Here is a 19,332-nt window from a genome sequence, read left to right as displayed (position 1 = left end):
AAGCGGGGCCCTGGCCCCGACTTGTGCATCTAAGGTAACGCTATGAAAACACGCGCACAGGCTGCTCTCGTCATTCAACAGGTGCTGGATCAGGGTCAATCTCTCTCCGCCGTTCTGCCTGCTGCCCAGGAGAAGGTCGCCCCTCGCGATCGCGCCCTCCTGCAAGAACTCTGCTACGGCACCCTGCGCTGGCTGCCCCGCCTCGATGCGGCGGTCAGCGAGATGATGGACAAGCCGCTCAAGAACAAGAGCCGCATCTTCCACTACCTCATCCTGGTCGGCCTCTACCAGCTCATCTATACCCGCATTCCGGCTCACGCCGCCGTGGCCGAGACCGTCAACGCCGTCAAGCTGCTCAAGGGTTCTTCCCTGCGCGGCCTCATCAACGGCGTACTGCGCAACTTCCAGCGCAGCGCCGAAGTGATCCTGCTGCGCATCGACCGCGTTCCCAGCGTCCGCCTCGGCCACCCCGAATGGCTCACCAAGCGCCTGCGCCAGGCCTATCCCGATGACTGGGAGTTCATCATGGAGGCCAACAACCAGCGCCCGCCCATGTGGATCCGCAACAACAGCCAGCGCCAGAGCCGCGAGGCCATGCTGGCCCGCATGAGCGAGGCGGGCATCCCGGCCATGGCCGGTGTGGAAGGGGAAGATTGCATCCTGCTGGAGCGCCCCTGCGACGTGACAAAGCTGCCCGGCTTCGAGCAGGGTGACTGCTCGGTGCAGGACGGTGCCGCCCAGCAGGCCGCCGCCCTGCTCGATCCCCAGCCGGGAGAGTGGGTGCTGGACGCCTGCGCCGCCCCCGGCGGCAAAACCGCCCACCTACTGGAACGCCAGCCGGCCCTTGCCGGCGTGGTTGCCGTCGACGCCGACGACAACCGCCTCAAGCGGGTGCAGGAGAACCTGGATCGCATCGGCCTTCAGGCCCAAGTGATCCACGGTGATGCCAGCACGCCGGATCTGTGGTGGCCACAGGGGCAGTTCGACCGCATCCTGCTGGATGCCCCCTGCTCCGCCACCGGCGTCATCCGTCGTCACCCCGACATCAAGTGGTTGCGCCGGGATCAGGACATCCGCGAGCTGGCCGAGCTGCAACGCCGCATTCTCGATGCCCTCTGGGGCAAGCTGAAGCAGGGCGGCACCCTGCTCTACGCCACCTGCTCCGTGTTGCCGGAAGAGAACCGGGAGCAGATCCGCGCCTTCCTGGCCGATACCCCGGATGCCCGCCTGGTGCCGTTGCATGCAGAAGACACCCCGGCCTGTCCGGGTCGCCAGTTCCTGCCCGGCGAGGCGGAGATGGACGGCTTCTACTATGCCAAGCTCATCAAGCTGTAGGCCGAACCGGCGGATGGCAGGCCCGGTGACGGGCCGCCTCATTACGAAGCAACAACCTTGAGTAAGATGGCCTTATGAAAATCATCATTCTGGGCGCAGGTCAGGTGGGTGGCACCCTGGCCGAGAATCTCGCCGGCGAGAACAACGACATCACCATCGTCGACACCGATAGCGAGCGCCTGCGCGAACTGCAGGACAAATTCGACCTGCGGGTGGTGAATGGCCACGGCGCCCATCCCAGGGTGCTGCGCGAAGCCGGCGCCCAGGATGCCGACATGCTGGTCGCCGTCACCAACAGCGACGAGACCAACATGGTCGCCTGCCAGGTCGCCTACTCCCTGTTCAACACCCCGAACAAGGTGGCGCGCATTCGGTCCCCCGCCTATCTGGTGGAGCGGGATCGCCTGTTCCTGCCCGAATCCGTCCCCGTGGATCACCTGATCGCCCCCGAGCAGCTGGTGACCGACTACGTGCGTCGCCTGATCGAGTATCCGGGGGCGTTGCAGGTGGTGGATTTTGCCGACGGCAAGGTGGGCCTGGTGGCGGTCAAGGCCTATTACGGCGGCCCCCTGGTGGGCAATGCGCTCTCCACCCTGCGGGAACACATGCCCAACATCGAAACCCGGGTCGCCGCCATCTTCCGCCAGGGGCGCTCCATCCGCCCCCAGGGCACCACCATCATCGAAGCCGATGACGAGGTGTTCTTCGTGGCCGCGGCGGGCCATATCCGCGCCGTGATGTCGGAGCTGCAACGCCTCGAGAGCCCCTACCGGCGCATCATGATCGTCGGCGGCGGCAACATCGGCGCCGGCCTTGCCCGCCAGCTAGAGAAGCGCTACAGCGTCAAGCTCATCGAGCGCAACCAGAAGCGGGCGGAGCAGCTCTCAGAACACCTGGAACACACCATCGTCTTCTGCGGCGATGCGGCGGATCAGGAGCTGCTGGCGGAGGAGCACATCGACCAGATCGACGTCTTCATCGCGGTGACCAACGAGGATGAGGCCAACATCATGTCGGCCCTGCTCGCCAAGAAGATGGGGGCCAAGAAGACCATGGTGCTGATCCAGCGCGGCGCCTACGTGGACCTGGTACAGGGCGGCTCCATCGACATCGCCATCTCCCCCCAGCAGGCCACCATCTCGGCCCTGCTGACCCATGTGCGCCGTGCCGACATCGCCAACGTCTACAGCCTGCGCCGCGGGGCGGCCGAAGCCATCGAGGCGATCGCCCACGGGGACGAGAACACCTCCAAGGTGGTGGGCAAGACAGTGGGCGAGCTCAAGCTGCCCCCGGGCACCACCATAGGCGCAGTGGTGCGCGGTGATGAGGTGCTGATCGCCCACGATCGTACCCAGATACAGCAGGATGACCACGTGGTGATGTTCCTGGTGGACAAGAAGTACATCCCGGAAGTGGAGCGTCTGTTCCAGCCCAGTCCCTTCTTCCTGTAAGCCGGCCATGTCTCTGGCAACGGTATCCGGACCCGGCCCCTTTTCTCAGGAAAGGTCCGGGTCTTTTTTCAATCAACGACCAGGTTTTCTTGCATGATCAAGCTGCATCCCATCGTCTTCACGCTCGGGCTGGTGCTCTCCAAGCTGGCGCTCTTCATGTGGCTGCCCACCCTGCTGGCCCTGCTGACCGGTTCGGAAGGTTTCGTCGAATTTCTCAAGTCGGTCTTGATCACCCATGGTGCCGCCCTGCTCTGCCTCCATTACGGTCGCAAGGCAGAGTTTCACCTCGGCGTGCGGGAAATGTTCCTGCTCACCACCTCGGTCTGGGTGGTCGCTTGCGTCTTCGGGGCCCTGCCCTTCGTCTTCATCACCCATATCGACTTTGCCGACGCCTACTTCGAGACCATGTCGGGGGTCACCACCACGGGATCCACCGTGCTGTCGGGGCTCGACGGCATGGCCCACAGCATCCTGCTGTGGCGATCCATCCTGCAGTGGCTGGGCGGAGTCGGCTTCATCGTGATGGCGGTGGCGGTGCTGCCCTACCTCAACGTCGGAGGCATGAAGCTGTTCCAGACCGAGAGCTCGGATTGGTCCGACAAGAGCGCCCCCCGCGCCAAAACGGTGGCCAACAACATAGTGCTGGTCTATCTGGTGCTCTCCATGCTCTGCTTCCTCGCCTACTGGGTGAGTGGCATGAACCTGTTCGAGGCGGTCAACCACGCCATGACGACCCTCAGCACCGGCGGCTACTCCACCTCCGATCAATCCATGTCCCACTTCTCCCACGCGGCGCACTGGATAGGCACCCTCTTCATGTTCCTCGGTGGCCTGCCCTTCCTGCTCTATGTGCAGGCTCTCTCCCGCCGTGACAACAGCCTGTTCAAGGATGCCCAGGTGCAGGGCTTCTTCTGGCTGATCGTCTGGGTGACCCTGGTCGTCACCTTCTATCTCTGGGTGAGAGACATCTACGGCTTCATGGATGCCTTGCGCATCAGCAGCTTCAATATCGTCTCCGTGCTCACCACCACGGGTTTCGGACTCGGCGACTTCGGCACCTGGGGCCCGCTCACCACCATTATCTTCATCATCCTGCTGGCACTCGGCGCCTGCTCCGGCTCCACCTCGGGCGGGCTCAAGATCTTTCGGGTCCAGGTGGCCTTCGCCCTGTTCAAGAAACAGATGCGCCAGCTGATGCACCCCTCCGCCGTGTTTCCCCAGAAGTACAACGGCCGTCCGGTCAACGACGCCATCATCCGCTCCCTGATCTCCTTCGTGCTGGTCTACTTCGCCATCATCCTGCTGATCGCCGCCCTGCTCGCCGCCATCGGGCTGGACCCCCTGACCGCCATCTCGGGCTCCATCACCGCCGTGGCCAACGTGGGCCCGGGCATGGGGCCTGTCATCGGTCCCAGCACCAACTTCGCCAGTCTGCCGGATGCGGCCAAGTGGATACTGTCGTTCGGCATGCTGCTGGGACGCCTCGAGATCCTGACGGTGGCGGTGCTCTTCTTCCCCTCCTTCTGGAAGCAATAAGCAGCCGTCCAGGCTGTTGCATGAAACGAAAAGGGCAGCCAATGGCTGCCCTTTTCGTTGTCCCGGCGAATGACGACTCCCCTCAGTCCGCCGACTCCTCCCGCTCCAGCGCCCTGTCCACCAGCGCGTCCGGCAAGGGCTTGGTCACCTCGACCCCCAGCTCGCGAAAGCGCTCGGCCTGGGCGATCAGGTTGCCACGACCGTTGACCAGCCGGCCCATCGCCTTGTCGTAGCTCTCCTGCGCCTTGTGCAAGCTGCCCCCCATCTGCTGCATCTCCTCCACGAACAGCCGCAACTTCTCGTAGAGGCGACCGGCCCGCTCCGCTATCTGGCGCGAGTTCTGGTTCTGCCGCTCGTAGCGCCACAGGTTCTCTATGGTGCGCAGCGCCACCATCAGGTTGGTAGGGCTCACCAGCAGGATGTTGTGTTCCAGCCCGTAGCGCACCAGGGAAGGGTCCGCTTCAAGGGCAGCGAGGAAGGCAGGCTCCACCGCCACGAACATCAGCACATAGTCCAGGGTGCGCACCCCGGGCAACTGCTGGTAATCCTTGCGGCCCAGCTCGCGGATATGGTTGCGCACCGAGGCGACGTGCTCCTTGAGCGCCACCGCCTTCTCCAGATCGTCAGCGGCGTTGTACCAGCGCTCATAGGCGGTCAGCGACACCTTGGCGTCGATGATGATGTCCTTCTCCTGGGGCAGGTGGACGATGACGTCGGGCTGGTAGCGCTTGCCCTTGTCCACCTCGATGTTGACCTGGGTGTGGTACTCATGCCCCTCGCGCAGGCCGCACTCGGAGAGGATCCGCGCCAGCACCACCTCCCCCCAGTTGCCCTGCTGCTTGCTGTCGCCCTTGAGGGCCCGGGTCAGCGCCGCCGCCTCTTCGGTCATGCGGGCGTTGAGCTCGGCAAGGCGCTCCAGCTCGAACTTGAGGTTGTGGCGCTGGGCCGTCTCCTGGGCGTGGGTCTCTCCCACCTGGCGGCGAAAGCCCTCCAACTGCTCCTTGAGTGGAGTCAGCAGGAGATCCATGCTGTTCTGATTCAGTTCGCGGAAGTTGCCGGCATTTTGTTCAAAGATACGATTGGCGAGGTTCTCGAACTGCTGACTGAGGCGCTGCTCAGCCTCTTGCTGCAACTGCAGCTTCTCGGCGCTGGCGATGCGTTCGCTGCGCAGAGTCGCCTCGGCCTCCTTGAGGCGGGCGGTGAGCTTGAGCAGCAGGGTCTGCTGCTGATCCAGCTTCTGCTGAGCCAGCATCTTCTCGTCCTGCAGCGCGTCCCAGCGATCCTGCAACCCCTGATGACGCTCCTCCAGCAGCAGCGCCTCTTCACGGCCGCAGCGTCGCCCCCACCACCAGCCGAACAGCAGCGCCAGCCCGCCAGCCAGCATGGCAGGCCACCAGGTCAGCAGCGGGGTCATCGGCGCCCCCGCTGGCGCAAGAAGAGTTCGAGATAGCGGTTGAGCAGCAACCAGATCAGCACATAGAGCAGATAGGCCGCCAGCACCACCCACTTGTGGCTGTTGACCCCGGTATCCAGTTCACTGAACTCGATACCCTTGAGATGGCAGTAGGCCCACATCAGCAGAGGGAAGACATAGAGCAGAGAAGCACGCCACAGAAATAGCCACATGAGTTCATTCAATCCCGCAAAAAGACCTGCCTAGCTTACACAAGGGCAACCCGGCTTGCGATCCTGCCCGCCGCTATTCTCTGGCTTGCCGGCCTAAAACTGGATAAAATTAACCCCTAATAGGTATAGAGGTGGGCATGACGCATTTTTTCTGTCGCTGGCTGGCACACGCATGGGGGAGCCCCCGCAGACCCGAGGTGGTCTGCCATGAGGCACGCCCGCCCTGGGCCATCGACGAGTCCCAGTTCCTCACCCTCTGCACCCGTTGTGGCGACTGCTTCAAGGCGTGTCCCAACGGCCTCATCAAGCCCGCCGATCGCCCCGAATATGACGGCAGCCCCATCGCCGGTACCCCAGTGCTGGATCTCGCCTGTGGCCAGTGCAGCTATTGCGGCAGCTGCGCCAGAGCCTGCCCCACGGGCGCACTGGATCTCTGCCTCGGCCGCCAGGTGCAGACCCGGGTCAGGATAGAGGCGAGCTGCCAGGCCCGTCAGGGCTACTACTGCCTGCTGTGCGAAGATGCCTGCCCCCAGCAGGCGATCAAGGTCGGCAGCGAGGGAGTGACCGTCAACATGGCCGCCTGCGATGGCTGCGGCGCTTGCGGCCTCGCCTGCCTGCACGGAGCCATCACCCTTGTGCCCCAGCTCTGACCGCTGGCAATGACAGAGGGGCCCGCAGGCCCCTCTGTCATTCACCGTGGCATCATGCCATGGTCAGGATATTATCCTGCTCTATGCCGAGAAGGTGGCACAGACGAGTGGGATCCCGCACCGCATCCGCCAAAGTGTACTCCCCCAGCACCTCCAGGAAGGCGTGCATGGCGCGGCGTAGAATGCCCTGGATGCGGCAGCCCCCGGAGAGACGGCAGTTTTCGCGCTTGCAGTCCACCGGGCAGAGCACGTGCTCCATGTCCATCACCACATCGCGCAGGTTGATGGAGACGGCGGCACGGCCGAGGCGGATGCCCCCATGCTTGCCACGCACCGTCTCGATGTAACCCTTGATGCCGAGCTGATGCACTATCTTGACCACGTGATTGCGGGAGATGGCGAAGGTGTCGGCCACTTCCGTGATGGTCGACAGGCGATCACCGGGCTGGATGGCCAGGAAGGTCAGGGTACGCAGGGCGTAATCGGTAAATCGTGTCAGTTGCATGGTCGCACTTGCCTCTTACTACAAGCCAGAAATCAGGACGACAGCCGGTGGCCAAAGAGGGGGTCTGCACATGCGTGCGCACGGGATGGGCTTCTTCGACCGAGTCGTGAAGTCACAAGGGTAAGAGCAGCCCGGGCGGGTGTCGACGAAGATGTACATAAATCGACACTTTCTTTGATTGATCGCAAACTTGCCGCCTCGGCGAGGGGTTTTGGCGGTTTCCGTCGACAAATCCCCACCTCCTCTGTCATCGCCGGAGCCGTTGTCCGGCGAGTTCAGTGGGGCTGCTTCAGCCAGTTGCGCAGCGCCTGGGAGGGGATGGAGCTCTCGGAGGCCACCGCGAAGGCGCCCCAGTCCACGGCGCACTGCAGCGCATCGGCCATGGCCATGCCCCGCGCAAGACCGTGGATGAGACCGCCCGCGAAGGCATCCCCTGCCCCCGTGGTATCCACCACGGAGACCGGTCGCGCCGCCACCCTGACCTGCTCCTCCCCGTGAATGGCCACGGCGCCCGCCTTGCCCTCGGTCAGCACCAGCCATTCAAGCTGCTCCCCCGCGAGCTGGCGGGCATGCTGCCAGGGGTCGCTCACCTCGCCGAGATCGGAGCGGGAGGCCACCAGCACGTGGCAGGGGCGGCGGGCCTGCCCCCCCTTGGGATACTGGGCCACCACGAAACTCTTGGCGAGCATCTGGCGCATGTAGCCCACGATGGCGGTGCCCGGATAGTTCACATAGAGGCAGTCCACCCCTTCGGTCGGCAGATCCCCCGGCAGATCCGGACGACGTGGGCGCCTGAGGATGGTGCGCTCACCGGTGGCGTCCACCAGCACCAGCAGCTCGCCGGTCTCGCCGCCAAAGCGTTCCACATGGCTGCAATCCAGGCCATATGAGGCCGCCTGCTCCAGCAGCCAGTCACCGGTGTCGTCCAGCCCGACCCGGGAGGCGATGATCACCTCGTGTCCCGCCCACACCAATCCGATGCCGGTATTGGCGGCGCCGCCGCCGAGCCTGCGCCCCTGATCCACGTATTGCAGCCGCGCCCCCGCCACCAGGGGCTCGGCCAGGGAGAGCACATGATCACAGTTGAGATTGGCGAGCAGCAGGATGCGGGACATGGAAACCTCGGCGGGAGGAGGCCGACACCCCGGGGTGCCGGCACAGAAACGGAAGCGGGATCAGTAGACGGGCAGCTCCACCCCTGACAACAGCTCGTCGATGCGAGCCTGGGTCGGCTGCTGCATCACGTTCTGGATCATCTCCTTGGTGAGATGGGGGGAGAAGGAGCTGATGAAGTCATACATGTAGTTCTGCAAGAGGATGCTCTTGCTGAAGCAGATCTGGGCCGGGCAGGGCTCGAACAGGTGCTCCAGATTGATGGCCACGAGGCCAGGGGCATCGCTATCGTTGGCTACCAGGGAGGAGATGATGCCGATGCCAAAGCCCAGCTCCACGTAGCGCTTGATGACGCCTGCATCCATCACCGTCATGTAGTAGTTGGGAGTGAGGCCGGCCGCCTGGAACACCCTGTCCTGCACCTGACGCCCGGTGGCGCCGCTCTCGTAGCTCAGGATGGGATACTGGCAGAGCTGCTCCAGGGTCGGCTTCTTCACCTTGGCCAGGGGGTGCTCCTGGGGCACCACCAGGGAGAGGGTCCAGAGGTAGGCGGGCAGCGCGATCAGCTCCTTGTCGAAGCCTATCTCGTGGGCCACGATGGAAAAATCCGAGTATCCCTTGCTGATCTGCTCCTTGGTGGCGGACATCACAGGATGCAGGTGGAACGAGATCTTGGGGTACTTTTTGGTGAAGTAGGTGACGCTTTTCGGCAGCAGGTAGCGGGCGATGGTGTGGGTGGTGTGGATGTTGAGGGTGCCCACGGTCGGATCCAGGTACTCCCGGGAGATGGCCTTGATCTTGCTCTCGATATTGAGCATGGCCTCGGCACACTTGATGATCTCCTCCCCCACCGGGGTGATCCGGTGCAGGTGCTTGCCGCGGCGCTCGAAGATGCGCACCCCCAGCTCGCTCTCCAGCAAGCCGATCTGCTTGCTCACCCCAGGCTGGCTGGTATAGAGCGCATCGGAGGCAACGGAGACGTTGAGATTGTGGTCCCGCACCGCGATCAGATACTTCAACTGCTGTAGTTTCAAGGTTGCCCCCTCACAGACTGACGCGGCGCTCGTCGATGGACTAGGCCGCCAAAAATGGCGGCCAGTGTATCATCCGGACTGGGCATATCGCCGCTTGATCCTTCATTTTGCTACAAAATCTAGCATCAGCGCGGTGGATATGACAAACGGGGTTCAGCGCGCGTCGGCCCCGATCGGCAGGATGCCGAGGAACTGCAGCAACCACTGCATCATGGTGGCGGAATCCACCTCCCCTTCCAGGGAAGAGAGACTGCTCTGGTAATGTGCATCGGGCAGCCTGTCCCGTCGCCGCTCGATCAGGGCCCGGTTGTACGCCACCGAGAATTCCGGGTGCCCCTGGATGGCGACGATGTGATCCCCCTGCAGGAACATGAAGTTGGGGCAGAAGTCGTTGCCCGCGAGCAGGGTCGCCCCCGGCGGAAGCTGCTCCACCTGATCCTGGTGGCTTGCCAGGATGCGGATGGTGTCCAGACCCGGCGCCATCCAGGGTTTTGTCGTCTGCATGGCATGGACCGACACCCCCAGCCCCCACCCCTTGGTGGACTTCATTACCTCCCCTCCCAGCGCCTGGGCGATCACCTGATGGCCGAAGCAGACCCCGGCCAGCTTGACGTTGGCATCGTGGGCCCGGCGGATCCAGTCGCGCAGCGCCAGGATCCAGGGGATGTCACTGTAGGCATCGTGACGCGAGCCGGTGATGAGCCAGGCATCGCATTCGGTCAGATCCGGGGGCAGATCGCCGTCGAGGGCGGACCAGACCCGAAATTCCAGCTCGGGGGCCAACGCCCGGAAACCCTTGATAAACATCTCGGAGTAAACGGGACCAAAATCCCCCACCAAATCGGGGTCCAGCCGGTCACAATCGAGAATACCCAGTCGCATCTGTTACTCCTTGACAGAAGCGCCCCCGCAGACCGGCGGCCTGCGGGGGCAAGAGATTAAAGCCATGGCAGCGAGCCGGCGGCTCACTTCATGGTCGGCATGGAGAACTCGGCGCCGGCGCGCAGGCTCTGGGGCCAGCGGGCGGTCACCGTCTTCATCCGGGTGTAGAAGCGCACCCCATCCGGCCCGTGCATGTTGAGCGGCCCGAAGATGGACCGTTTCCAGCCACCGAAGCTGTGAAACGCCATGGGCACCGGAATGGGAACGTTCACCCCTACCATACCGACCTGAACCCGCGTGGTGAAGTCCCTTGCGGTATCTCCGTCACCGGTGAAGATGGCGGTGCCGTTGCCGTACTCGTGTTCGTTGATGAGGCGCAGGGCCGTCTCGTAGTCCGGGGCCCGCACGATGGCGAGCACGGGGCCGAAGATCTCCTCCCGGTAGATGCGCATCTCGGGGCCGACCCGATCGAACAGGCTGCCCCCGATGAAGTAGCCCTCGTCATGGCTCAGGCCCCGGCCATCCACCACCAGCTCGGCCCCCTCGGCCACCCCCTGATCCACGTAGCCGCGCACCTTGGCCAGGTGTTCCCGGCTGATGAGAGGCCCCATCTCGTTCTCCGGACTCTGGCCCAGTCCCGGGCCCACCCGCAGGGCCGCCACCAGGGGCGAGAGCTTCGCCACCAGGGCATCGGCGGTCTCGTCACCCACCACCACGGCCACCGAGATCGCCATGCAACGCTCGCCCGCCGCACCATAGGCGGCCCCCATCAGGGCGGAAACCGCCTGATCCAGATTGGCATCCGGCATGACCACCATGTGGTTCTTGGCGCCGCCCAGGGCCTGCACCCGCTTGCCGTGGGCCGAGGCGGTGGCATAGATGTACTGGGCGATGGGGGTGGAGCCGACAAACGACACGGCACCGACCCTCGGGTCGGTCAGCAGCACGTCCACCACCTCCTTGTCGCCGTTGACCACGTTGAGCACCCCGTCCGGCAGGCCCGCCTGCTTGAGCAGTTCGGCCATGCGCAGAGAGAGGGACGGATCCTTCTCCGAGGGCTTGAGGATAAAGGTGTTGCCGCAGGCCAGGGCCACCGGGAACATCCAGAGCGGCACCATGGCAGGGAAGTTGAACGGGGTGATGCCGGCGCAGACCCCCACCGGCTGCATCATGGAGTGACTGTCCACCCCGCGGCCCACGTTGAGGGAGTGCTCCCCCTTGAGCAAATGGGGAATGCCGCAGGCAAACTCCACCACCTCCAGCCCCCGGGTCAGCTCCCCCTGGGCGTCGGAGAAGACCTTGCCGTGCTCGCGGCTGATGAGCTGGGCCAGCTCGTCCCTGTGCTGCTCCATCAGCTCCTTGAAGCGAAACAGCACCCGGGCCCGCACCAGCGGCGGGGTCTGGGACCACTCCCCAAAGGCGCGCTCGGCGCAGGCAATCGCCTCGGCACACTCATCGGCCGTGCTGAGAACGACGGAGCCTTGCTGCTGGCCGGTGGCCGGATTGAAGATGGCACCGAAACGCTCGCTGCGACTCTCGGTCGTCTCGCCGTCAATGAAGTTGTCGATCCTGTAACTCATAAATCCTCCGTGATGGGTCATCCGTCCTCCCCTCGCCGCGCCGAGGCAGCACAGGGGGATGACGCCCGGGACGAGCGCCATCCTGTGTGATGTGGGGGTCAGTCCTGGGCCTGCAGGGCGTCCTGCAGCAGGGTGAAGAGATCGTCTATCTGGCTGCGCTCGATGATGAGGGGAGGCGACAGGGCGATGATGTCGCCGGTCACCCGGATAAGCGCCCCCTTCTCGAAACAGCGCACGAACACCTCGTAGGCCCGCTTGCCCGGTGCATCGGGCATGGATTCGAGTTCGATGCCCGCCACCAGGCCGTAGTTGCGCACGTCCTTCACGTGCTTGCAGCCCTTGAGGGAATGGGCCGCCTCCTCCCAGTAGCCTGCCAGATCGGCGGCGCGGCTGAGCAGGTTCTCGTTACGGTAGATCTCGAGGGTCGCCAGACCCGCCGCCGCCGCCACCGGGTGGCCGGAGTAGGTGTAGCCGTGGAACAGCTCGATGGCCCCCTTGCCCGCCGCCATCATGTCGTCATAGATATGGTTTTGCACCAGCACGGCCCCCATGGGGATGGCGCCGTTGGTGAGCCCCTTGGCGCAGGTGATCATGTCGGGGATGACGTCGAACTCCTGGGCGGCGAAGGGGGAGCCGAGGCGGCCGAAACCGGTGATCACCTCGTCAAAAATCAGCAGGATGCCGTGTTTGGTACAGATCTCCCGCAGCCGCTTGAGATAGCCCTTGGGGGGCATGATGACCCCGGTGCTGCCGGCGATGGGCTCGACGATGACCGCCGCGATGTTGCTGGCGTCGTGCAGGAAGACAATCTTCTCCAGTTCATCGGCCAGGGTGAGGTCTTCTGCTGGCAATCCCTTGGTGAACGCATTTTTCCCTATATTGAGGGTGTGGGGCAGATGATCCACCCCGGTCAGCAGGGAGCCGAACCACTTGCGGTTGCCGGGAATGCCCCCCACCGAGATGCCGCCAAAACCCACCCCGTGGTAGCCGCGCTCGCGGCCGATGAGCCGGGTACGGGTCCCCTGACCGCGAGCCCGCTGCCAGGCCAGCGCAATCTTGAGCGCGGTGTCCACGGACTCCGATCCGGAGTTGGTATAGAAGACGTGACCGAATCCCCTGGGGGCGATCTCCACCAGCCGGTTGGCCAGCTCGAACGGCAGGGGGTGGCCCATCTGGAAGGTGGGGGCAAAATCGAGGTGGGAGATCTGCTGGGAGACCGCCTCGGCGATCTCGCGCCGACCATGGCCTGCGTTGCAACACCAGAGTCCGGCAGTGCCATCCAGTATCTTGCGGCCATCCTCTGAGTGATAATACATCCCCTCTGCCGACTTCAGGATGCGCGGCGCCGCCTTGAATTGCTGGTTGGCGGTGAACGGCATCCAGAATGCGGACATGTCGGGGGTATTGATGTCGCTAACAGGTTTCATGGTCACCTCATCCTTAAGGCGTTTAGTAACACCCGGCTCATGCCTATTAAATTAAACACCTGAATCCATAAAAAAGGGCTTTTATCGCCCGGCTTGGTGTCACCCCTCAGGGGTGGTATAAGATATTTAACACAATTTTAATAATAGTAAACAGTCAAGGAGTGTCTATCGATGGATATCGGTCACCGCCTCAAGGCGGTTCGCACCAAGGCGGCCCTCTCCCAGCGCGAGCTGGCAAAACGCTCCGGTGTGACCAACGGCTTTATCTCCCAGATCGAGAAAAATCAGGTGAGCCCCTCGGTGGCCTCCCTGCGCAAGGTGCTGGAAGGCATCCCCATGTCATTGGCCAGCTTCTTCACCGACGAGACGGAGATGGATTCCGAGGTGATCTTCCGTGCGGACGACATGCCGGATCTCGGCACCCACCCCATCAGCTACCGTCTGGTGGGTCACAGCCGCGCCAACCGCGCCATCGGCATGATGCAGGAGATACTGCCCCCGGGCGCCGACACCGGTGACGACATGCTGAGTCACGAAGGGGAAGAGTGCGGCATCGTCATCCGGGGTCAGGTGGAAGTCACCGTGGGCGAGCAGGTTCACCTGCTGGCACCAGGAGATGGCTACTACTTCGACAGCCGCACTCCCCACCGTTTTCGCAACGTGGGGGATCAGGAGTGCGTGCTGATCTCGGCCAACACGCCCGCCAGCTTCTGACGGGCCTTCTCCCGGAACAGCCCGCCGGGATCCCCCCCTGCCCGGCCCGGGGATCAGGCCAGCGACACGGGCTCCCGCCCCGCCGCGCGACCCCAGACACCACAGGCCAGAGCGCCCGGTTTGCCTCGCCGTTGGCCCGGGTTGTTCGGGGTCAGTGTTTAATGAATTGTTACAAGATGGATTTACAAGCGGCAGGATGTTTAGCATATTGATACGCGGAGACTGACTTTCTGCCGGTTCAAGGAGTGAACATGAGTGACCTGACCCTGGCCCAGTGGCAACACAAGGCCGCCCATCTGACCCTGCCCTCGCAAGCCTTTATCGACGGCACCTACCGGGATGCCGTCAACGGCGCCACCTTCGATTGCATCAATCCGGCCAACGGCCAACTGCTGACCAGGGTCGCCTCCTGCGACGCCGCCGATGCCGAGCTGGCGGTCAAGGCGGCCCGTGCCGCCTTCGACGACAAGCGCTGGTCCGGCCTCTCTCCCAAGCAGCGCAAGCTCATCATGCAGCGCTTCGCCGAGCTGATGCGTCTGAACCTGGTGGAGCTGGCACTGCTGGAGTCGCTGGATATGGGCAAGCCCATCGGCGACGCCATGGGGTATGACGCCCCCGCCGCCGCGAACTGCATCGCCTGGAACGCCGAGGCGATAGACAAGATCTACGATCAGGTCGCCCCGGTGGAAGAGTCCGCCCTGGCCCTGGTGACCCGCGAGCCCCTCGGTGTCGTGGCTGCCATCGTGCCCTGGAACTTCCCCCTGGTGATGGCCTGCTGGAAGCTGGGCCCGGCGCTCGCCACCGGCAACTCGGTGATCCTCAAACCCTCCGAGAAATCCCCCCTCACCGCCCTGCGCATCGCGGGTCTGGCGAAGGAGGCGGGCATCCCCGACGGCGTCTTCAACGTGCTGCCAGGCTTCGGCCATACCGTGGGCGAGGCGCTGGCCATGCACATGGACGTCGACTGCATCACCTTCACCGGCTCCACCAAGATCGGCAAGCATCTGGTGCAGTGCTCCGGCAAGTCCAACCTCAAGCGCGCCTTCATGGAGTGCGGCGGCAAGAGCCCCAACATCGTGCTGGCGGATGCACCGGATCTGGACGCCGCCGCCAGAAGCGCCGTCGGCGCCATCTTCTACAACCAGGGGGAAGTGTGCACCGCCGCCTCCCGCCTGCTGGTGCAAAACAGCATCAAGCCCCAGTTCATGGAGCGGCTGCTGGCCCATGCCCGCGAGTGGATCTCGGCCAACCCGCTCGACCCCACCACCCGCATCGGCGCCATGGTGGACCACATCCAGATGGAGCAGGTGCTCAACTACATCGCCATCGGCCAGCAGGAGGGCGCCAAGCTGCTGCTGGGAGGCAAGCGTACCCAGCCCGAGGAGGGCGGCTACTACATCGAACCCACCATCTTTGACGACGTGACCCCGACGATGCGCATCTTCCGCGAGGAGATATTCGGCCCCGTGCTGGCGGTGACCGGCTTCGACACCCTGGAAGAGGCCATTGCGCTGGGCAACGACACCGACTACGGCCTGGCGGCCGCCATCTGGACGGCGGATCTCAACCAGGCGGTGAAAGGGTCGCGCGCCCTGCGCGCCGGCACCGTCTTCGTCAACAACTGGGATGGCGGCGACATGACCATGCCGTTTGGCGGTTTCAAGCAGTCCGGCAACGGGCGCGACAAGTCCCTGCACGCCCTGGAGAAGTACACCGAGCTGAAAAGCACCTGGATCCAGCTCGAATAACGTCATAAATGACGCTTATCAACAAAACAGGGGGAGAAATCCCCCTTTCTCATTTTTACTCTTTTATCCCCTCGCTCAATCGATATAATCGTCAAATAGCAAGCCATTAAATTTAAAGATAAAAATGCTGTTTTTTCTGGGAAGTGTACTGTTTCTGGTGGTGGGATTGCCGCTGTTGTTCTTCGTGCTGGGTCAGGGGGAAGCCTATGTCACCTGGGGCCCCTGGATCTCCGCCATCGCCCTCATGCTGTGGCTGCTGATGGACGTGGAGAAGATCCGCCGCGGGGGCGGTCGCTGAAGTCGCTCCTGCTGTTAAAATCCCGTCAGACCCATTTATTGTCTTCTTTCCCTGCAAAAGGATCGCTACACTGACTTTTTGCGATGTTTCCCGACATCCGCACTCCAGTGAAGGTTATCCGCATGCAACAACAGATCCAGCGCCAGGGCGTCCTCTATGCCCTCGGCGCCTACACCCTTTGGGGCCTGGCACCCATCTACTTCAAGTCCCTCTCCGCCGTGCCGGCCGCCGAGATCCTGACCCACCGCATGATCTGGTCCTGCGCCCTGCTGATGGTGCTGGTGCTGCTCGGACGCCAGTGGCACAAGGTGCAGGCGGTGCTGCGCCAGCCCAAGGTGCTGCTCACCCTGGCCTTCACCTCCGTCACCGTCGGCGGCAACTGGCTGCTGTTCATCTGGGCCATCAACAACGGCCACATGCTGGATGCGAGCCTGGGCTACTACATCAACCCCCTGTTCAACGTGCTGCTCGGCATGGTGTTTCTGAGCGAGAAGCTGCGCCGCCTGCAGTGGTGGGCGGTGGGGCTCGCCTTTGTCGGTGTCGCCGTCCAGCTCATCGCCTTCGGCTCCCTGCCCTGGATAGCCCTGGTGCTGGCCTCGAGCTTCGCCATCTACGGCCTCATTCGCAAGAAGCTGGCCCTGGACGCCCTCACCGGCCTGCTCATCGAGACCCTGATCATGCTGCCGCCGGCCGCCTTCTATCTGTGGGGCATCGCCGACAGCCCCACCAGCCACCTCACCCAGAATGACTGGCACCTGAACCTGCTGCTCATCGCCGCGGGCGCCGTCACCACGGCCCCCCTGCTCTGCTTCACCGCGGCGGCCACCCGGCTCAAGCTCTCCACCCTGGGCTTCTTCCAGTACATAGGCCCCAGCCTGATGTTCATCCTGGCGGTGACCCTGTATGGCGAGGCGCTGGCGCTGGACAAGATGATCACCTTTGGCTGCATCTGGAGCGCCCTGGTGCTGTTCAGCCTGGATGGCCTGCGCAGCGGCAAGCGGCGCCAGGAGGCCGGCTGAGGCGCCGGCGCAATAATCTACAAGCCAAGGGGCCGCTTTCGGGGTATCAATAGGGGATGAACGCACCCCAATCCCGCATCCACTACTGGCAATCCCGGCTGCTGCCGGGGGTTGAACTCTCCCACTCCCACCACAGGGAGTTCAGCTATGGCCGCCACGTGCATCTGGACTACCACATCGGTCTGGTGCAGCGGGGCGGCCAGAAGTTCATCCACAAGGGGAACAGCCACAACCTGGTGCGCGGCGAACTCTCCACCGTCAACCCGGACGAAATGCACGACGGCCTCAGCCTGCTGCCGGAAGGGTACGAGGTGCGGGTCTTCTCCATCGCCCCCGAGCAGCTGGCCCGCTGGCTGCCGGAACACCCCGAGCCCTTTTTCCACCAGGGATTGCAGAGCCGCCCCGACCTCTATCAGGGCTTTGCCCGCCTGCACATGCACCTGGACGGCCCTGCCCCCGATGGCCTGCTGGCGGAGAGCCAGTTGCTGGCCCTGCTGGGTGAACTGTTCCGGCTCGCCCCCGAGCGCCACGCCCTGGCGGATCCCCAGCTCAGGTTCCTGCGCGACCATCTGCTGGCCCGGCTGGACGAGCGCCACACCCTGGAGGATCTGGCCGCCCTGTTCGGGCTGGATCGCTTCGCCTTCCTGCGTCAGTTCAAGAAGAAGACCGGTATGACCCCCTATGCCTGGCTCAAGCGGCTGCGCCTCGAACAGGGCAAGCGCCTGCTCGGCAGCGGTCTGCCGGTGAGCGAAGTGGCACTGGCGGTGGGCTTCTTCGATCAGAGCCACTTCCACCACGGTTTTCGTCAGGCCTTCGGGCTCACCCCGGCGGAGTATCGCCAGCAGATGCTGCCCGCCTGAATCGTCGCTGCTGCAATCTTTTACAATCTCCCGTCCCCCGTCCTGCCCCATGCTGTCACCTCCATACCGCTGTCGGAGGTCTTTTATGTTCACCAGCCTGTTTCTGACCCTGGGTCTCGTCCACCTCGTCGCTCTGGCGAGCCCGGGCCCGGATTTCGCACTCATCCTGCGCACCAGCCTGCACAGGCCCACCGCCCTCGGGGCGGCCCTTGGCATCGCCCTCGCCATCCTGCTCCACGCCACCCTCAGTCTCACCGGCATCAGCCTGCTGATCGCAAGCCAGCCCTGGCTCTTTCTCGCCGTGAAACTGGTGGGTGCCCTCTATCTGGGCTGGCTGGGCTGGGGGGCGCTGAAGGCGGCCTGGCAGGGAAGCGGGGATCTGGCGCTGCGCGCCGGAGGCGAGCGGCCGGGCTGGCGCAAGGGGGTGAAGAGCGGGCTGGCCACCAATCTGCTCAACCCCAAGGCGATGCTGTTCTTCATGGGGCTGCTGGCCGCCATGGTGACGCCCCAGGTGGATGGCCTGACCCGGGGCTTGCTGATCCTGGAGCTGTTCCTGCTCTCCCTCGTCTGGTTCAGCGCCCTGGCCTGGAGCCTCTCCACCCCCCGCGCCCAGCACCTGCTCGGCCGCATCCAGCGCCCGCTCAACCTGATGACGGGCCTGCTGTTTGGCGCGGTCAGCCTCTCCATCCTGGTGGATCTGCAGGGGCACTGGCCAGCGACCTGACCGGCACGTCCTTTAAGGCGGCAAGCAGGGAGGGGCCTTGACGGACGGCGTGACTACTCCCCGCGCCGCATCCCCTTGCGCAGGTAGACGTAACCCTCCCCCGGGCTGCCCCAGCGCTGATGGGCGCCGTTGTCATAGGCCCTGTCCAGCAGCCGGACACTGTCCGGGCCGATCCAGAGGTACTGCACCAGGGTGGTGGCACCGCCAAAATCGGTGGCGCAATGCCCGACCCGGGTCTGCCCCTTGTACTCCCCGCCCGGCTGGCGGGTCAGCCAGATTTCGCACCCTTCGCGCAGGGAGAGTTGCTGCGGGGTGAGGGAGTCAAGCAGCTCGGGCCGACGCCAGGCGCCGGCAAAATCCGTGGCCCTCGGCATGGTCAGTTCGGCCATCAGGATGCGGCCATCGGGCAGGGAGGAGAAGCGGTAGATGCGCTGGCGAAACGGTCGCTGCGCCCGCTCGGTCAGAAACTGCTCCGCATAGACCCAGCGAAAGGGGCCTTCCCCGGGCCAGATCTCCACCAGCCGCAGCTCGGCGCTGGTGAAGCGGGCATCGAAGGTGGCCTGCTCCTGGCTGGAAAACTCCCCCGAGAACCAGGAGAGCAGGGGCTCCAGCCTCCCCTGCGTGGCATGGGGGCCGGGGGCCGTCACGAAGGGGACGGGCGCCGCCCAGATCAGGCTGGCGTAAAACAGCCCCAGCAGGGCCGCCATCAGCTGTGTCATCGAATCCTTCCGAGTCGCTTGCATGGCGGCGATTATATGAGCGAACGGTGACAATAACCTCTATCTTGATCAACTCCTTGAAGAGAAAACGAAAAATCCTCTCTGCAGGCG

19 protein-coding genes are annotated in these 19,332 nt (G+C 64.0%); 10 read left to right on the top strand and 9 right to left on the bottom strand.

Annotated elements, in window-relative coordinates:
• Positions 1-42 precede the first annotated feature (42 nt).
• The 3 genes from rsmB (at position 43) to C2U30_RS15540 (ending at position 4,322) form a co-directional block, all read left to right on the top strand.
• Complete coding sequence (gene rsmB / locus C2U30_RS15550) at positions 43-1,335, top strand: 16S rRNA (cytosine(967)-C(5))-methyltransferase RsmB (RefSeq protein WP_010672505.1); 1,293 nt, start codon at positions 43-45, stop codon at positions 1,333-1,335.
• Between the two features lie 74 nt (positions 1,336-1,409).
• On the top strand, positions 1,410-2,786 hold the full coding sequence (gene trkA, locus C2U30_RS15545) for a Trk system potassium transporter TrkA (protein WP_010672504.1): 1,377 nt from the start codon (positions 1,410-1,412) through the stop codon (positions 2,784-2,786).
• Positions 2,787-2,879: 93 nt separating this feature from the next.
• Positions 2,880-4,322, top strand: coding sequence for a TrkH family potassium uptake protein (locus C2U30_RS15540; RefSeq protein WP_010672503.1), 1,443 nt, complete (start codon positions 2,880-2,882; stop codon positions 4,320-4,322).
• Between the two features lie 82 nt (positions 4,323-4,404).
• Here C2U30_RS15540 and rmuC read toward each other — a convergent pair whose 3' ends face one another.
• Both rmuC and C2U30_RS15530 read right to left on the bottom strand, forming a co-directional pair.
• The gene (gene rmuC, locus C2U30_RS15535; protein WP_103244066.1) at positions 4,405-5,736 is read right to left on the bottom strand and encodes a DNA recombination protein RmuC; all 1,332 of its coding nucleotides are present in this window, start codon (positions 5,734-5,736) and stop codon (positions 4,405-4,407) included.
• Positions 5,733-5,948, bottom strand: a complete 216-nt coding sequence (locus C2U30_RS15530; RefSeq protein ID WP_010672501.1) for a hypothetical protein — start codon at positions 5,946-5,948, stop codon at positions 5,733-5,735. The genes rmuC and C2U30_RS15530 overlap by 4 nt, the downstream gene beginning before the upstream one ends.
• A gap of 137 nt (positions 5,949-6,085) precedes the next feature.
• Here C2U30_RS15530 and C2U30_RS15525 point away from each other — a divergent pair, with 137 nt between their 5' ends.
• On the top strand, positions 6,086-6,598 hold the full coding sequence (locus tag C2U30_RS15525; RefSeq protein ID WP_010672500.1) for a ferredoxin-type protein NapF: 513 nt from the start codon (positions 6,086-6,088) through the stop codon (positions 6,596-6,598).
• A 52-nt stretch (positions 6,599-6,650) separates the two neighbouring features.
• On the opposite strand, the gene C2U30_RS15520 is transcribed toward C2U30_RS15525, so the two are convergent.
• The 6 genes from C2U30_RS15520 to C2U30_RS15495 all read right to left on the bottom strand — a co-directional run bounded on the left by C2U30_RS15520 (position 6,651) and on the right by C2U30_RS15495 (position 13,139).
• Positions 6,651-7,103, bottom strand: a complete 453-nt coding sequence (locus C2U30_RS15520; RefSeq protein ID WP_010672499.1) for an Rrf2 family transcriptional regulator — start codon at positions 7,101-7,103, stop codon at positions 6,651-6,653.
• Between the two features lie 275 nt (positions 7,104-7,378).
• Entirely contained in the window at positions 7,379-8,218 is an 840-nt protein-coding gene (locus C2U30_RS15515; RefSeq protein ID WP_041212154.1) for a PfkB family carbohydrate kinase, read from the bottom strand.
• A gap of 60 nt (positions 8,219-8,278) precedes the next feature.
• A complete protein-coding gene (locus tag C2U30_RS15510) occupies positions 8,279-9,250 on the bottom strand; it encodes a LysR substrate-binding domain-containing protein (protein WP_041212153.1) in 972 nt (323 codons plus the stop codon).
• A 153-nt stretch (positions 9,251-9,403) separates the two neighbouring features.
• A complete protein-coding gene (locus C2U30_RS15505; RefSeq protein WP_010672496.1) occupies positions 9,404-10,132 on the bottom strand; it encodes a glutamine amidotransferase-related protein in 729 nt (242 codons plus the stop codon).
• A gap of 83 nt (positions 10,133-10,215) precedes the next feature.
• Positions 10,216-11,712: a CoA-acylating methylmalonate-semialdehyde dehydrogenase gene (locus C2U30_RS15500; RefSeq protein WP_103244065.1), complete on the bottom strand. Its 1,497-nt coding sequence runs from the start codon at positions 11,710-11,712 to the stop codon at positions 10,216-10,218.
• 98 nt (positions 11,713-11,810) lie between these two features.
• Positions 11,811-13,139: an aspartate aminotransferase family protein gene (locus tag C2U30_RS15495; protein WP_103244064.1), complete on the bottom strand. Its 1,329-nt coding sequence runs from the start codon at positions 13,137-13,139 to the stop codon at positions 11,811-11,813.
• Between the two features lie 171 nt (positions 13,140-13,310).
• On the opposite strand from C2U30_RS15495, the gene C2U30_RS15490 reads away from it, so the two are divergent.
• The 6 genes from C2U30_RS15490 (at position 13,311) to C2U30_RS15470 (ending at position 18,502) form a co-directional block, all read left to right on the top strand.
• On the top strand, positions 13,311-13,853 hold the full coding sequence (locus tag C2U30_RS15490) for a cupin domain-containing protein (protein ID WP_010672493.1): 543 nt from the start codon (positions 13,311-13,313) through the stop codon (positions 13,851-13,853).
• A gap of 251 nt (positions 13,854-14,104) precedes the next feature.
• On the top strand, positions 14,105-15,601 hold the full coding sequence (locus tag C2U30_RS15485; RefSeq protein ID WP_103244063.1) for an aldehyde dehydrogenase: 1,497 nt from the start codon (positions 14,105-14,107) through the stop codon (positions 15,599-15,601).
• Positions 15,602-15,725: 124 nt separating this feature from the next.
• Entirely contained in the window at positions 15,726-15,899 is a 174-nt protein-coding gene (locus tag C2U30_RS22800) for a hypothetical protein (RefSeq protein WP_010672491.1), read from the top strand.
• A gap of 122 nt (positions 15,900-16,021) precedes the next feature.
• Entirely contained in the window at positions 16,022-16,918 is an 897-nt protein-coding gene (gene rarD, locus C2U30_RS15480) for an EamA family transporter RarD (RefSeq protein WP_010672490.1), read from the top strand.
• A gap of 56 nt (positions 16,919-16,974) precedes the next feature.
• The gene (locus tag C2U30_RS15475; protein ID WP_010672489.1) at positions 16,975-17,778 is read left to right on the top strand and encodes an AraC family transcriptional regulator; all 804 of its coding nucleotides are present in this window, start codon (positions 16,975-16,977) and stop codon (positions 17,776-17,778) included.
• A gap of 85 nt (positions 17,779-17,863) precedes the next feature.
• Positions 17,864-18,502 carry a LysE family translocator gene (locus C2U30_RS15470; protein WP_103244062.1) on the top strand — a complete coding sequence of 213 codons (639 nt, stop codon included), beginning with the start codon at positions 17,864-17,866 and terminating at the stop codon, positions 18,500-18,502.
• Positions 18,503-18,555: 53 nt separating this feature from the next.
• Here C2U30_RS15470 and C2U30_RS15465 read toward each other — a convergent pair whose 3' ends face one another.
• Positions 18,556-19,221 (bottom strand): chromophore lyase CpcT/CpeT, encoded by a 666-nt coding sequence (locus C2U30_RS15465; protein WP_041212148.1) that lies wholly within the window; start codon positions 19,219-19,221, stop codon positions 18,556-18,558.
• Between the last annotated feature and the right edge of the window lie 111 nt (positions 19,222-19,332).

The sequence above is a fragment of the Aeromonas sp. ASNIH5 genome (assembly GCF_002902865.1).
GTDB classification, from domain to species: Bacteria; Pseudomonadota; Gammaproteobacteria; order Enterobacterales; family Aeromonadaceae; genus Aeromonas; species Aeromonas caviae.
The sequence above is the reverse complement of the archived record's forward strand: the minus strand, read 5'-3'. Positions and strand labels throughout refer to the sequence as shown.